Genomic DNA, 13,798 nt, shown 5'->3' on the forward strand with positions numbered 1-13,798 from the left:
TGGGCATGCCGCGCGTGCTGACCCTCACCCTCAATCCGGCACTCGACCTGACGGTGCGGGCCGACGGCTGGCAGCCGGGCACGGTCAACAGCGGTCAGGAACTCCACCTCACGGCGGGCGGCAAGGGCGTCAACGTCGCGTCCTTTCTGGCCGACTGGGGCCTGAACGTCACGGCGACGGGACTGCTGGGCGCCGACAATGCCGAGGCGTTCGACTCCCTTTTCCGCGCCAAGCCCATCACCGACGCGTTCGTGCGGGTGCCGGGGCAGACCCGCGTGGGCGTCAAAATCGTGGACCACGCCGCGCAGGAAACCACCGACATCAACCTGCCGGGCCTGCGGGCCACGCCCGAGTCGCTGCGCGAGCTGCATGCGTGCCTGGACACCCTGCACGCGGACCACGACGTGTTCGTGCTGGCGGGAAGCTTGCCGCCGGGGGTCGCGCCGGACTTCTATGCCGAACTGATCGCCGAACTGCGCGGGCGGGGCAAATACGTGGCCCTGGACACCAGCGGCCCGGCGCTCACGGCGGCCCTGAACGCCGAAGTGCTGCCCCAGCTTGTCAAACCCAACCAGCATGAACTCTCCGCCGCGCTGGGCCGCGAGCTTCAGACGCAGGCGGAGATTCTCGCCGCGGCCCGCGAATTGCTGGAACGGGGCGCCGAACTGGTGGCCGTCTCGCAGGGAGAAGACGGCGCCCTGTTCGTCTCCCGGACGCAGACGGTGCAGGCTCTTCCCCCCCGCGTTCAGGTCGTCTCCACCGTGGGCGCCGGGGACGCGATGGTGGCGGGCCTGGTGTCCGCGCATCTGGACGGCCTGAAGCTCACGGACGCCGCCCGCCGCGCCACCAGCTTCAGCGTGGGCAACATCACCCGGCTGGGCGCCCATCTGCCCCCCCGTGACGGGCTGGAGGGGTACGCGGCGCAGGTGACGGTCACTCCTCTGTGAGCCGTTCCCAGCTTCCTCTCCCCCACTCGATTTTTCCTCTCCTCTGGAGGCCCCAACATGGCAAAACTTGTCGCCGTCACGTCCTGCCCCACCGGCATCGCCCACACCTTCATGGCCGCCGAGGCCCTGCGCCGCGCCGCACTCGCTGCCGGGCACGACATCCGGGTGGAAACCCAGGGCAGCATGGGCAGTGCCGACACCCTGACCCCCGCTGAAATCGCCGCTGCCGACGCCGTGATCCTGGCGACCGACGTGCGCGTGGACGAAGGCCGCTTCGCCGGGAAACCCACCGTGCGTGCTTCCTCGCAGAACGCCATTCGCGATGCGGCGGGGCTGGTTGCCCAGGCTGTGAGTCAGCTGGACACCGCACCGACCGCCGCAGCACCCACGGTCCTCTCCCCTGCTGCGTCCTCTGGCACGGCGCAGGGCCGCTACATCGTCGGGGTCACGTCCTGCCCCACCGGGATCGCCCACACCTTCATGGCCGCCGAGGGGCTGGAAGGCGGCGCCCGGTCGCTCGGGTACGACGTGAAGATCGAAACCCAGGGCAGCGTGGGGGCAGGCAACGCGCTGAGCGCCGACGAGATCCGCCGCGCCGACGTGGTCGTCATTGCCGCGGACACGAACGTGGACCTGAGCCGCTTCGCCGGAAAACGGGTCTACCAGACCGGCACCAAGCCCGCCATCAAGGACGGGGCGGCGGTGGTTCGCACGGCACTCGAGCAGGCGCCGGTGTACGGGGCGACAGAAGGGACCACTCCCCCCGCTGCGGGCGACTACGTGGCCGATGCTGCGGCGGCCAAGGCGGCCAGGAACGCGGGTGCCCCCAGCTTCTACAAGCACCTGATGACGGGTGTGAGCCACATGCTGCCCTTCGTGGTGGCGGGCGGGCTGCTGATCGCGCTGGGCTTCGCGTTCGGCGGCATCAACCCCGAGCCGGGAACCTTCGGGGCGGTGCTCAAGGGCATCGGGGGCGACGCGGCCTTCAAGCTGTTCGTTCCGGTGCTGGCCGGATACATCGCCTTCTCGATTGCCGACCGTCCTGGACTGGCCCCCGGCATGATCGGCGGCTACCTCGCCATGACGGGCGGCAGCGGCTTTCTGGGCGGGCTGGCGGCGGGGTTCATCGCCGGGTACGTCGTGCGCTGGCTCAATCAGGCCCTGCGCCTGCCCCGCACGCTCGAGGGCCTCAAGCCCACGCTGCTGCTGCCGCTGCTCGGCACGCTGCTGACCGGCCTGCTGATGGTCTACGCCGTCGGCGCTCCCGTCAAGGCCCTGCTGGACGCCGCCACCTCATGGCTTCAGGGCCTGGGCCAGTCCTCGGCAGGACTGCTCGGCGCCGTGCTCGGCGGCATGATGGCCTTCGACATGGGGGGTCCCATCAACAAGGCGGCTTATACCTTCGGGGTGGGCCTCCAGGCCTCGAAGGTCAACGGCCCGATCGCTGCTGCCATGGCAGCGGGCATGACGCCCCCGCTGGCGCTGTTTCTGGCGACCCAGCTGTTCAAAAACCGTTTCACCGCCGAGGAGCGTGAGGCGGGCAAGGCTGCCGGCGTGCTGGGCCTGAGCTTCATCACCGAAGGCGCCATTCCCTTTGCCGCCCGGGACCCCCTGCGCGTGATCCCGTCGCTGGTTGTCGGCTCAGCGGTGGCGGGCGCCATCAGCATGGCGATGGGCTGCCTACTGGCGGCGCCCCACGGCGGCATTTTTGTCCTCGCCATCCCAGGAGCCGTCACCAACCTGCCGATGTATGTCGTGGCCATCGTGGCCGGGACGGTGGTCAGCACCGTGCTGCTCGGGCTGCTGAAAAGGCCGTTGACCGGAACGGCGGGCGGAGAACAGTTGCCCTGACCTGCTGGCCGCGCGGCTGAAAGTACAACCGCTATCAAACAAACTCTTCGGCCCGCCCAGTGCGGGTCCGTTTTTGTTCAGGGCCGAAAGGCGCCTTCAAGTTGACCCTACGCCTGCGAGTGGGAGGAGGGTGACTGATGTTGTTCTGTTTGTTTTGTTTTTAAAAGATATAAAAGATTGATACGTCATCAGAGGGCACCCCACTTCGTGTCCTACACGGCAAAAAACGGCCATTTTCCCCCATTCGCGACGGTATTTTCCCCCATTCGCGACGGTAAAAAACGGCCATTTTCCCCCATTCGCGACGGTATTTTCCCCCATTCGCGACGGTACGAATCCCCCATTCGCGACGGTACGGCCGACCATAAATCCCCCATTCGCGACGGTACGAATCCCCCATTCGCGACGGTACGGCCGACCATAAATCCCCCATTCGCGACGGTATGGGGGCAGGTCGGAAAAAGAGGCTCCAGAGCGCTGTTTCCGCCATTTCCCCCCATTCGCGACGGTACGCCCTGAAGGCAAATCCCCCATTCGCGACGGTATGGGCAGTGGGTGGGGTTAAAAAATACGTGCCAGTCGACTTTCTTGGCGGATTGATGTTCAAATGGAACGTGGCAGACCGAGGTCGGCGGGGACCCGGCAGTCGGGATTTTTGCCGCTTTTTTCGGGAAAATCCCCCATTCGCGACGGTATAGCAGTTGAAGGCCAGCGCCGATAAACTGAGGCACCGGCCAGGGGGAGTGACGTGAGTGACGCAAAGGTCATCAAGAAGACTGAGGGGATCCTCCGCGAGGACCTGAACGTCACCCAGCTCGGACTGATTTCCATTCAGCGTAAGATTCCGCCGGACTACACCAACTGGAAGGTGGGGTTCAACCGCTCGGGTATCGAGAGCGAGGTGGAGTGCAACGGCACGCAGAAGTACGGTGTGCCACACGGCATCGACAACGACACCTACCTCGCCTTGCAGGAGCTGTACATCGAGCAGGGGTGTCCGGAAAGCGGGGTGTTCAGCTTCTCGATGTACCAGTTGATTCAGATGTGCGACCTGCAAGACACCGGAGGCAACCGCAAGGTGCTGCGCCAGAGCCTGGAACGCCTGAGCGCCACCCAGTACTGGATCAGCGGCGCGTGGCGCAGCCATGAGGACGACGAGTGGGTGACGGCGGGCTTCCGCCTGATCGAGAAACTGGTGTTCACCCGCAAGCGCTCCGACATCGACGGCGCCAAGGCCATTTCCGTCACCTTGCCCAGAGAGCTGGTGCGCAATATCCGCAACGGTTACTTCAAGCCGGTCAGTGCGGCGCTGCTGCGTGAACTCGGTCAGCCGAGCCGGGCGGCGTACCGCGTGATCGACGGCCTGCGGCATGATCCGGTCCAGCCCGATGCCAAGACACGCACCCTGGAAATCAGCCTGATGGATCTGGGGCGCCGCTGCGGCATCGCCAGCGACCGGCCCGACAAGATTCGCCGCACCCTCGAACCCATCCACGAGGACCTGCTGCGGATGCACTACCTCGTGGAAGCCACCATCAGGGGTCGGGGGAAAAATCAGGAGGTGCACTACGTCTTCGGGGAAGCGTCGGCCGAGCCTGACCAGGAACTCGTCGCCCTGATGACCAGCATGGACGTGCCGCTGGTGGCTGCCCGCAAGGCGGCGCTGGACTATCCCGAAAAGGTTCGGGACGGTGTAGCCCAGGCCAAGGCCCTGTTGCAAAGCGGCTACCGCCCCCACAACGAGGTGGGGTTCGTGATTGACGTGGTCCGCTCCTACGGTACGGGCAAGTACCAGAAGCTCGAAACCGAGCCTGGGCGCCTGTCCGGCAAGGCCAGGGCAGGCAAGGGGGGAGGCGGAAAAGGAGAAGCGGGCAAGGCCAGCAAGCAGCCCACCCTCTTTGGGGAAACTGAAGAGACGGATGCGCCCCGCACGGCGGCGGCAGCGAGGCTGTTGCTGAGAGGCGCCAGCCTTCCGGAGCCGACCCTGGCCGACGCGGTCGAGCTGTTCGTCGAGGGCCACGCTTCGGTCGCAGACCTGCTGTCGCTCAAGGACGACACCGAGGCTGTCCGGACGGTGACCCTCTGGGGGGCGCGGCGCTTTACAGCTCCGGTTGAAAAGTGACCGGGTGACCGACGCACTGGTGCAACTTGCGGCGAGGATATGAGCTTCTCCTACAAAGACTGCGGCCCCCCCTCATACGGATTCCGATTGAATCTGGTCGTTTCAGATTCAATCCGACTTGCAAAGCTGCTCAGCAGAGCGGATGCGAGTAGGAAAAAATACGGATTCTGCGATATGGATGCACAGGCGGCGCCTTCCCAACTGTATAGGCCCGACTGTGCAGGAATTAAGCGGAATCCGTATCACATATCGGGACGCTGCCGGAAACGTAGGCGTGGACTTGATGCGTCAGCCGCGCAGCCCACAGCACCGCGACTTCCTCCAGATTAAATGTGTCCTAAAGCAGATTTAGAAATGTACATTCGTACAACACTTGTCCTATGGCAAAACGGTTTGGCGTCAGTGATCTGCGCCAGCAGTTGCCCAGTCTGCTCGACAAGGTGCAGGCGCAGGGCGAGGAGATCATCGTGACCAGAAACGGCAAGGACATCGCTAAAGTCTCTCCAGTGGCCCGGCCCGGCACGCGGGGGCCGCAGGTCATCGCGCTGACCAGCCTCAAGGGGGGGGTCGGCAAAACCACCCTCGCCATGCACCTGGCCCGCGTGATTGCCGACGAGCGGGAGAACGTGGTCGTCATCGACGCCGACAACGAAATGAGTGCCCTGCGCTGGCGGGCGCAGGCGAGTGACCTCTCCCCCGAGGGGCTGCCGTTCGGGGTGGTGGCCGCCGAGCGTGACCAGATCATGAAACAGGTGCAGGCGCTCAAGCATCAGGGGCATACCGTGATTATCGACACGCCCCCCAACGACCGCGAGATGCTGCGCAGCGCCGCGACCATTGCCGACCTCGCCCTGGTCCCGGTGCTGCCGACGGCGCTCGACGTGGACCGGGGCGCGGTCAGCCTGCGCCTGCTCGAGGACATGGCGTTCGCGGTTCCCAATCTGCGCTTTGCGGCCCTGCTCAACCGCGCCGCCAGCCGTCAGCGCCAGACCCGTGAGGCCGACGAGGTGCTCAACCAGACGGTCCGGATCCACACCGTGATTCCGCAGCTCAACGCCTATCAGGAAGCGTTCGGCCTGACGCCCCGGCGCCTGTCCCACGTTCAGGACCTCTGGGAGGAAATCCAGAAGCGCTTCGGGAGCGACCTGTGAGGGGTCAGCAGATGCGGGCGGCGTTTCTCGGCACGCCGGCCGAGCAGCAGCGCGACGGTCCCGGCGCCCGGATGCTTCCTCTGGGAAAGATCTCGGCCATGCCCAACCAGCCCCGGCGGTATTTCAGTCCCGAAAGCCTCACGGAGCTGACCCGGAGTGTCCGCGAACGCGGCGTCTTGCAGCCCATTACCGTTCGTCCTCTGCCCGACGGCACCTTCGCGCTGGTGCTGGGAGAGCGGCGCTTGCGGGCCGCCCGGGAAGCTGGCCTGACCCAGATCCCCGCCATCGTTCGGGACATCGGCGAAAGCGAGGCGCTCGACCTCGCGCTGTTCGAGAACACCCAGCGTGAAGACCTCAATCCCTACGAGTATGCCCAGGCCACCCTGGAACTGATTTCCAGGCGCATGGGCTGGCCGCTGGAAGACGTTCCGGCCCGGGTTCGCCTGATCGAGCGCCAGCAGGAAGAACATCCCGAAGAAGCCGCGCAGCTTCGGGCGCTGTTTGCCGAAATCGGACGCGGAACCCTCACCAACTTCGTCAAGCAGGGGCTGAGGGTGCTCAAGCTGTCCGCCTACCTGCTGGACGAGTTGCAGCGCGGCGCCCTGGAATACACGAAAGTCCTCGCCATCAGCGGCGCTCCGGCTGAGCATCACCGTGAACTTCTCAGGGCGGCGCTTGAGGAGGGCCTGAGCGTCAGCGGAATTCATGCGCGCCGTGCCAAGCTTCTCGGTGGGCAGGGTGCCATGTCCCCGACGCCCCAGCGGGTGGCCCGCCTGATTCAGAAAACGTCCTTCGACAAGCTCGAAGCGCCCCGCCGCGAGCGTCTGGAGCGGCTGCTGCTGCAGGTCGAACAATTGCTTCAGGACAATCCCGGCAAGGGCAAGCGGGGCCGTTCCTGAGTTGACGCGACAGCGGTAGACCGACAATTCGGCAGGCTGAACTATCGTTAGTTCAACCTGCCGCCGTTCGTTTGTTATGTCCCCTGGGTGGGGCGAGTAATACGGATTCCGATTGAATCTGGTAGTTTCAGATTCAATCCGAGCGGATGCGAGTAGGAAAAAATACGGATTCTGCGATATGGATGCACAGGCGGCGCTTTCCCGACTGTGCAGGAATTAAGCGGAATCCGTATAAGCATGTCGGAAGGTCGGCTGTCTGAAATGAGGACCGCATTCCGCCAGCTCATAGACACGCCGTCCTGTAGGCGAGCCTCGCCGCCGCGAGGTCCCACAGGGCGTCCCCGACACTTTTGAAGACCACCGTCTCGCTTGGGGGTTGGACCGCTTCTTCCAGAAGGCGCACTTGGTTCCAGTCCACACCCGCCTGAATTCTGTGCGCAGCCAAACGACGGCTGAGGCCGTAGCGGTGGTGCTGCGGGAGGTCATTCACCAGGGCAACCTGAGCGCAGGCGAGCCGCTGAGAACGGCCCACATCGCGGCGGAACTCGGCGTCAGCCGCATTCCCGTGCGCGAAGCCTTATAGCAGCTCATACGAATTCCGCTTAATTCCTGCACAGTCGGGAAAGCGCCGCCTGTGCATCCATATCGCAGAATCCGTATTTTTTCCTACTCGCATCCGCTCGGATTGAATCTGAAACTACCAGATTCAATCGGAATCCGTATCAGTTCGGAAGGGCTGGTCACTCTCTATCCCAACCGGGGAGCGGTCGTCACCGTCCTTTCGGTGCGGGAGGTGGAAGAAATCTACGAGTTGCGGCAACTGCTGGAAGGCGAAGCGCTGCGCAGGCACTTTCCTCGCCTCTCCGAGCAGGAACTGGACGCGGCGGCACTCATGCTGGAGCAGATGGCACTCACGTCGGATTCCGAGAGCTGGGGCAAGCTCGACCGTCAGTTTCAGGCCCTGCTTCATGGCGCACTCTCCGGAACACGGCTGCACGACCTGATCCGGTCCCTGCGCGTTCACGTCGACCGCTACGCACACCTCTACGGCCTGGCGATGGCTCACCGCACCCAGTTCGAAGCCCAGCACTGGGAGCTGCTCACGGCGCTGCGAGCTGGAAATATCGAGCACGCTGTGCATATCCAGCGCCAGCAACTCGGTGATACGGCGGCCATGCTGACGGCTGCGATGAAGGAGCGGGAGCAGCGGCGGTAAACCCTATGGGTAGGCGGCAATCGGTGTCACCCCGGCCTGTCACGTTCCGGCTGAACTATCGTTAGTTCAAGCTGGGGTAGGGTCGGAAAAGGGCCTTTCCGTAGAGCCGGTTAATCCTGCGAAGCGGCTGGGTGGTTGCGTCTCCTGGGCGTGTCCGTCAGCGGGGGATGGGCAGGCACCGCCTGAAGCAGCAGGTGGAAAGTGCTGCCCTCATCCGGCACGCTGTCCATCCACAGCTGGCCGCCGTGCTGGGTCGCAATCTTGCGGCAAATCGCCAGGCCCATCCCGTTGCCCACGTAGTGTTCACGTCCATGCAGCCGCTGGAACATCTCGAAAATCCGCTCACGGTACGGCTCAGCCACACCGATGCCGTTGTCCCGGACGACGAAATGCCACTGCTCGCCCTGACGACATGCATGGATTTCGATGTGGGGTGCCACCCCGGAACGCGAAAATTTGATGGCGTTGCCGATCAGGTTCTGAAAAAGTTGCACCAGGCGCGGGCCGTCTCCCATCACGGATGGGAGGTCGCCGACCTCGACGTGCGCTTCCTTTTCCTGCACGGCGGCGTTCAGGCGCGCCAGCGCTTCGCTGACCACGTGCGCCGCGTCGGTGGGCCGTAGCGGGGGGCGCTCGGCGTTGAGGCGCGAGAACTGGAGCAGGTCCTGAACCAGGGTCTGCATACGCCCGGCACCCTGCTCGATGTGGCCGAGGTATTTTTTCCCCCGCTCGTCGAGGTGTTCACCGTAGCGGCGGCTGAGCAATCCCGCAAAGGAACCGACCGAGCGGATAGGTTCTTGCAGGTCGTGTGAGGCGATGTAAGCGAAGCGCTCAAGTTCGGCATTGCTGCGCCGCAACTCGGCGTTGGCGGCGTGCAGGGCGAGTTCGGCTTCGTGCCGCTCGGTCACGTCCCGCGCGAAACCCAGCAGATGTTCGCCCTGGCCGTCGGTGGCGGGCACCATCTGGCCGTCGGCCTCAATGTGCACCGTCCGTCCGCTGCGGTGAATCAGGCGGTAGGAGAGGTGGTAGGTGCCGCCCTCGGCCACCACCTTGCCCAGCGCGTCTTCCAGACGTTGCCGGTCGTCCGGGTGCACCAGATTCAGCCAGCCTTCGACGTGCGGGCCGAGGTCTTCTTCGCTGTATCCGCAGATCTTCTCCAGGCCTTGCCCGTAGACGAGGCGCCCGGTTTCGGGGTCCCAGTCGAACAGCAGGTGCCCGGAACTCTGCACCGCCAGCTCGTACCGGTCGCGCCACTGCACCACCTCGCGTGAGTGTTCGCGCACCTGGGATTCCAGTTCGGAGGCGTAGGCCTGCTCGCGTTTCAGCGCTTCGCGGCGCAGCGCGGCGAGGCTGAGGTGTGAGTTGACCTTGGCCAGCAGTTCGCGTCCGCTGAACGGCTTGACGAGGTAATCGTCGGCACCCTGCTCGATGCCGTGCAGCCGCGCCTCGTCCCCCGCCCGCGCCGAGAGCACGATCACCGGAATCAGGTGGGTGGCAGGGTCGCCGCGAAGCTCGCGCAGCAGCTCGAAACCGCTGAGCCGGGGCATCATCACGTCGGTGACGATTGCGGTGCGTCATGTCCAGCACCCGGCTCTGCTCGCTGGTCAGTTCGCCCAGGTCCCCGGCCAGCAGGTCTTCCAGCGGCCGAGCATCAGGGTCAGCGGCGTGCGCAGTTCGTGGCTGGCGTTCTCGAAAAAGGTCGTCTTGGCGCGGTCCACCTCGGCCAGAGCTTCGGCGCGGCGCCGCTCCTGCTCGTAGGCGTCGGCGCTTGCCAGACTCGCTTCCACCTGCCCCACGAACAGCTTGAGAAAGCCCAGGTACGCCTCGTCGAGTTGCCGAAACGGGTTGACCCCCACCACCAGCACCCCGGGCCTGCGCCCGAGTCCGGCAGGTGCCACCGGCAGATACAGCAGTTGCGACGGTGGTCGCGTCCAGGGTCCGCAGGGTGAGGCGCCCGGCAGCGTGACCTGTTGCAGGCGTTCGCGGTCTGCCGGGGCGCCCTGGCCTTCGCTGACCTGCCGCAGCAGTTCCGGGTCCACCTGCTCGCTCCAGCCAGCCTCGCCCCCGATCTGCATCAGCAGCTGCAGGGCGGGGTCCGCGTTGGGTTCGCCCATCTGCTCGTAGGCGAGGGCAAAGGGAATGTCGTGTGCCTGCTCTTCCAGACAGGCCCGCACCGCGCCCCAGACCTCGGAGGCCTGCCGGGTCCGGGTCAGCCGCGAAGCGAGGTCGCGCAACACCCGCGAGCGGCGCTCTCCGATGACGCGCTCGGTTTCCTCGGTTACCACGCAGAACAGACCCGCGATCCGGCCCTCGTCGTCGGCGACCGGACTGTAGGAAAAGGTGTGGTAGGTTTCCTCCGAGTAGCCGCTGCGTTCCAGAACCAGCAGCAGCCCCTCGTCCCAGGTGGCTTCGCCGGTACTCAGCACCTGCTCGATGCGCGGCGCGATATCCGGCCAGATTTCGGCCCAGACCTCTGCCGAGGGTCGCCCCAGCGCCTGGTGTTGCTTGACGCCCAGGGTGGGCCGGTAGGCGTCGTTGTAGAAAAACGCCAGGTCCGGTCCCCAGCCCATCCACATGGCAAAGCGCGAGGTGAGCATGGTCCGCACGATGGTCTTGAGGCTCTGCGGCCAGCCCTCGGGTTCCCCCAGGGGCGTGCTGCCCCAGTCGAAGGCCCGCATCCGCTGACTCATCAGGCCGTTTCCGGCAAAAATGTCCTGACAAAAAGTGACGCGCATGCCCCGTACTTCAGTGCGGGGTCTAGCGGCACCCGCCCGACAGGGCGGCCAAGCCGAAGCCTCTGGTTCTGTGTTAAGCTAAACGAGCAATGCCCCCACGCCGCGCTAACGGCTGGGAGCGTGGCGAAGCGGATAGGAGCCGCCTCACATGCAGAACGATACCACCATCAGGGTGTACCGCTTTCGCCTGTACCCCACCAAACCGCAAGAGGCCGCCATGTTTGAAACATTGCGCCTCACCCGCACGCTGTACAACGCTGGCCTTGAGCAGCGCATCGCGGCCTACCGGAAGCAGGGCAAGACGGTCACGGCCTACGACCAGCAAAAGGAGCTGAGCGCCCTGAAAGCGGAATGCCCGGAGTACGCCGGGGTCTACAGCCACGTCCTGCAAGATGCACTGGACAGGCTCGACAAGGCGTACAAGGGCTTTTTCGCCCGCGTAAAGCGTGGCGACAAGGCCGGATTCCCCCGGTTCAAACCTCGGCAGCGCTGGAACAGCTTCAAGTTCAAGGAAGTCTGGGACAAGAAGAAGGGCCAGTGGCTCAGCCCTGGGAAGCCTGTGGACGAGGGGCGGCGCATCAACATTCCCAAAATCGGCGCGGTGAAGTGCAAGTTCCACCGTCCGCTTGAGGGGGTACCGAAGACGCTGCAAATCGTGCTGGACGTGAACGAGTGGTACGCCGTGTACACCTGCGAAGTCCCTGTTCAGCCGCTTCCCGAAACGGGAAGCTCGGTGGGTGTGGATGTGGGAACACGGTATTTTACCATCACCTCAGACGGCGAGTTCGTCCACAACCCCCGGCATCTGGGGAACGCGTTGAAGAAGCTGCGCGTCCAGCAGCGTACCGTGTCCCGTCGCAAGAGGGGCGGGAACCGCCGTCGAAAGGCCGTTCAGCAGGTCGCCAAGACGCACCGGAAAATTCGTCGCTCAAGGCAGGACTTCCACCACAAGACCGCCCGGAAGCTGGTCAACGAACACGACCTGATTGCTCACGAAGACCTGAAGGTCAGCAACATGGTGCAGTCGAACCTCTCCCGCTCCATCTCCGATGTCGGGTGGAGTGCATTCTTCGACATCCTGCGCGGCAAGGCTGAGAGTGCTGGCCGCGTGGTGGTGCGGGTTCCCCCTCAGTACACTTCGCAACGCTGCCATGCGTGCGGACACACCTGCCGGGAAAACCGCAACAACGAGATGTTCAGATGCGTGTCCTGCGGGCATGAAGACCATGCCGACTGGAACGCCGCAAAGAACATCCTGGGACGGGCCGTCCCTTCAGCCCTCAACGGTAGCGGGGTAGCGCATGCCGTGGTCTGAGAAGCCTCGCCCTTCAGGGCGGGGAGTGGTCACGGTCGGGAAAAGCAGTGGGGGAGAGGCCGGGCAGGCGCACCGAGCATAACCCGCTCCTCCCGCTCCCGTGTTCCTGCTGCCCTGGCTCAGCTCGCGTGCTTTCCCGGCTCCTGCAGGGCACCCAGCAGGGACTGTGCCCGCTTCAGTCCTTCCACGTTCAGGGCGTAATCCGTCCACTTGCCGCGCTTGGTGGCGGTGACCAGCCCCGCGCGGACCAGCAGCCGCATATGGTGACTGACCGTCGGCTGCGAAAGCCCCAGAACCTTTTCCAGGTCGCAGGCGCATACGCTCTCGGCGCCCGTGCAACTGTTCACGGGCGGGGCCGAGAGCACTTGCAGCACCTTGAGGCGGTTGGGGTCGGCAAGCGCCTTGAACAGTTCGGCGCTCGTATCGACATTCATGGATACAAGATGCCTCTCGGCCTGGAGCGTGTCAATGTCCCCCGTCTTCACAGCGAAAGGCGCAGGGCGAGCGCGGCCAGCGTGACCAGCAGCACTGGCAGGGTCAGGACGATGCCGACTTTGAAGTACTGCCCCCAGCCGATACGGATGCCCTTCAAGGACAGAACGTGCAGCCACAGCAGGGTGGCCAGCGAGCCGATGGGCGTGATCTTGGGGCCGAGGTCGTTGCCAACGACGTTGGCATAGATCATCCCCTGCTTGACCAGTCCGGTCGCGGCGCTGTCGGCAATGGCGATGTTGCCGATCAGCACGCTGGGCATGTTGTTCATCACGCTGGAGATCAGCGCCATCACGAAGCCCGTCCCGATGGTGGCGGTCCAGAGTCCACCGTCCGCGAGGCGATTGAGAACGCCCGCCAGAACATCGGTCAGGCCCGCATTTCTCAGTCCGTAGACCACGAGGTACATGCCCAGAGAGAACACCACGATCTGCCACGGCGCACCCGCCAGGACTTTTTTCGTGCTGATGACGCTTCCCCGTGCGGCGACGAAATACAGCAGCACTGCGCCGACGACCGCAATCAGGCTGACCGGCAACCCCAGCGGCTCGGCGGCGAAGTAGCCGACCAGCAGCACGCCCAGCACACCGAAGCCCATCCTGAACACCTGCGGGTCACGAATGGCCGCTTGAGGGGCTTCCAAACGGTTCAGCTCGTACACATGGGGCAAATCCTTGCGGAACAGCAGGGACAGCATCCCCAGACTGGCGGCAATGGCTGCAAGGTCTACAGGCACCATCACCGAGGCGTATTCACCGAAACCGATGTCGAAAAAGTCGGCGGTGACGATATTGACGAGGTTGGAGATGATGAGCGGCAGGCTGGAGGAGTCCGCAATAAATCCTGTCGCGAGGATAAAAGCCAGCGTGGTGGCAGGCGAAAACCCCAGCGCGGTCAGCATCGCCAGCACGATGGGCGTGAGAATCAGTGCGGTGCCGTCGTTGGCGAAGAGGGCCGACACCGCCGCGCCCAGCAGAATCACCAGCGCGAACAATTTGTGACCATTTCCCCCACCCCAGCGGGCCACATGCAGCGCGGCCCATTTGAAAAAACCTGCCTCGTCCAGCAGC

General features: G+C 64.6%; 13 protein-coding genes (1 of these 13 only partly in view). 8 read left to right on the forward strand and 5 right to left on the reverse strand.

Going from position 1 to position 13,798, the window contains the following annotated elements; all coding sequences use genetic code 11:
• The first annotated feature begins 5 nt into the window (after positions 1 to 5).
• The 5 genes from pfkB to G6R31_RS16130 all read left to right on the forward strand — a co-directional run bounded on the left by pfkB (position 6) and on the right by G6R31_RS16130 (position 6,970).
• Positions 6 to 947 (forward strand): 1-phosphofructokinase, encoded by a 942-nt coding sequence (gene pfkB, locus G6R31_RS16110; RefSeq protein WP_017870733.1) that lies wholly within the window; start codon positions 6 to 8, stop codon positions 945 to 947.
• A 57-nt stretch (positions 948 to 1,004) separates the two neighbouring features.
• Complete coding sequence (locus tag G6R31_RS16115; RefSeq protein ID WP_017870732.1) at positions 1,005 to 2,798, forward strand: PTS fructose-like transporter subunit IIB; 1,794 nt, start codon at positions 1,005 to 1,007, stop codon at positions 2,796 to 2,798.
• Between the two features lie 748 nt (positions 2,799 to 3,546).
• Positions 3,547 to 4,920, forward strand: a complete 1,374-nt coding sequence (locus G6R31_RS16120; RefSeq protein ID WP_017870731.1) for a replication initiator protein A — start codon at positions 3,547 to 3,549, stop codon at positions 4,918 to 4,920.
• A gap of 380 nt (positions 4,921 to 5,300) precedes the next feature.
• Positions 5,301 to 6,071, forward strand: a complete 771-nt coding sequence (locus G6R31_RS16125; RefSeq protein ID WP_017870730.1) for a type II toxin-antitoxin system prevent-host-death family antitoxin — start codon at positions 5,301 to 5,303, stop codon at positions 6,069 to 6,071.
• The gene (locus tag G6R31_RS16130; RefSeq protein WP_152423651.1) at positions 6,068 to 6,970 is read left to right on the forward strand and encodes a ParB/RepB/Spo0J family partition protein; all 903 of its coding nucleotides are present in this window, start codon (positions 6,068 to 6,070) and stop codon (positions 6,968 to 6,970) included. The genes G6R31_RS16125 and G6R31_RS16130 overlap by 4 nt, the downstream gene beginning before the upstream one ends.
• Positions 6,971 to 7,253: 283 nt before the next feature.
• Here G6R31_RS16130 and G6R31_RS16995 read toward each other — a convergent pair whose 3' ends face one another.
• Positions 7,254 to 7,388 carry a hypothetical protein gene (locus tag G6R31_RS16995; protein ID WP_017870728.1) on the reverse strand — a complete coding sequence of 45 codons (135 nt, stop codon included), beginning with the start codon at positions 7,386 to 7,388 and terminating at the stop codon, positions 7,254 to 7,256.
• A gap of 15 nt (positions 7,389 to 7,403) precedes the next feature.
• On the opposite strand from G6R31_RS16995, the gene G6R31_RS16140 reads away from it, so the two are divergent.
• Together G6R31_RS16140 and G6R31_RS16145 are read left to right on the forward strand one after the other, a co-directional pair.
• Positions 7,404 to 7,553: a GntR family transcriptional regulator gene (locus G6R31_RS16140; RefSeq protein WP_200858958.1), complete on the forward strand. Its 150-nt coding sequence runs from the start codon at positions 7,404 to 7,406 to the stop codon at positions 7,551 to 7,553.
• Between the two features lie 102 nt (positions 7,554 to 7,655).
• Positions 7,656 to 8,186, forward strand: coding sequence for a GntR family transcriptional regulator (locus G6R31_RS16145; RefSeq protein WP_161617961.1), 531 nt, complete (start codon positions 7,656 to 7,658; stop codon positions 8,184 to 8,186).
• Positions 8,187 to 8,296: 110 nt separating this feature from the next.
• On the opposite strand, the gene G6R31_RS16150 is transcribed toward G6R31_RS16145, so the two are convergent.
• On the reverse strand, positions 8,297 to 9,736 hold the full coding sequence (locus G6R31_RS16150) for a sensor histidine kinase (protein WP_017870725.1): 1,440 nt from the start codon (positions 9,734 to 9,736) through the stop codon (positions 8,297 to 8,299).
• A 54-nt stretch (positions 9,737 to 9,790) separates the two neighbouring features.
• Positions 9,791 to 10,921, reverse strand: a complete 1,131-nt coding sequence (locus G6R31_RS16155; protein ID WP_025568020.1) for a PAS domain-containing protein — start codon at positions 10,919 to 10,921, stop codon at positions 9,791 to 9,793.
• A 148-nt stretch (positions 10,922 to 11,069) separates the two neighbouring features.
• Between G6R31_RS16155 and G6R31_RS16160 the strand changes: the two genes are divergently transcribed.
• Positions 11,070 to 12,236 (forward strand): RNA-guided endonuclease InsQ/TnpB family protein, encoded by a 1,167-nt coding sequence (locus tag G6R31_RS16160; protein WP_029732907.1) that lies wholly within the window; start codon positions 11,070 to 11,072, stop codon positions 12,234 to 12,236.
• A 119-nt stretch (positions 12,237 to 12,355) separates the two neighbouring features.
• Here the strand turns inward: G6R31_RS16160 and G6R31_RS16165 are convergent, their stop codons facing one another.
• The gene (locus tag G6R31_RS16165; RefSeq protein ID WP_017872051.1) at positions 12,356 to 12,670 is read right to left on the reverse strand and encodes an ArsR/SmtB family transcription factor; all 315 of its coding nucleotides are present in this window, start codon (positions 12,668 to 12,670) and stop codon (positions 12,356 to 12,358) included.
• A gap of 47 nt (positions 12,671 to 12,717) precedes the next feature.
• Positions 12,718 to 13,798, reverse strand: the 3' portion of a protein-coding gene (locus G6R31_RS16170) for an arsenic transporter (protein WP_017872052.1). The gene runs 221 nt beyond the window's last position; the window shows 1,081 of its 1,302 coding nt (coding positions 222–1,302); its start codon lies off the right edge, out of view — the gene reads right to left on this strand; the stop codon is at positions 12,718 to 12,720.

Origin of the sequence: Deinococcus wulumuqiensis R12, from assembly GCF_011067105.1 — a bacterium.
Taxonomy (GTDB): domain Bacteria; phylum Deinococcota; class Deinococci; order Deinococcales; family Deinococcaceae; genus Deinococcus; species Deinococcus wulumuqiensis.

What these genes read in the sequence shown, in the direction of transcription:
- G6R31_RS16160 (WP_029732907.1), top strand. Translation starts at nt 11,070, where the DNA reads ATGCAGAACGATACCACCATCAGGGTGTACCGCTTTCGCCTGTACCCC.
- G6R31_RS16115 (WP_017870732.1), top strand. Translation starts at nt 1,005, where the DNA reads ATGGCAAAACTTGTCGCCGTCACGTCCTGCCCCACCGGCATCGCCCAC.
- G6R31_RS16150 (WP_017870725.1), bottom strand. Translation starts at nt 9,736, where the DNA reads ATGATGCCCCGGCTCAGCGGTTTCGAGCTGCTGCGCGAGCTTCGCGGC.
- G6R31_RS16125 (WP_017870730.1), top strand. Translation starts at nt 5,301, where the DNA reads ATGGCAAAACGGTTTGGCGTCAGTGATCTGCGCCAGCAGTTGCCCAGT.
- pfkB (WP_017870733.1), top strand. Translation starts at nt 6, where the DNA reads ATGCCGCGCGTGCTGACCCTCACCCTCAATCCGGCACTCGACCTGACG.
- G6R31_RS16155 (WP_025568020.1), bottom strand. Translation starts at nt 10,921, where the DNA reads ATGCGCGTCACTTTTTGTCAGGACATTTTTGCCGGAAACGGCCTGATG.
- G6R31_RS16165 (WP_017872051.1), bottom strand. Translation starts at nt 12,670, where the DNA reads ATGAATGTCGATACGAGCGCCGAACTGTTCAAGGCGCTTGCCGACCCC.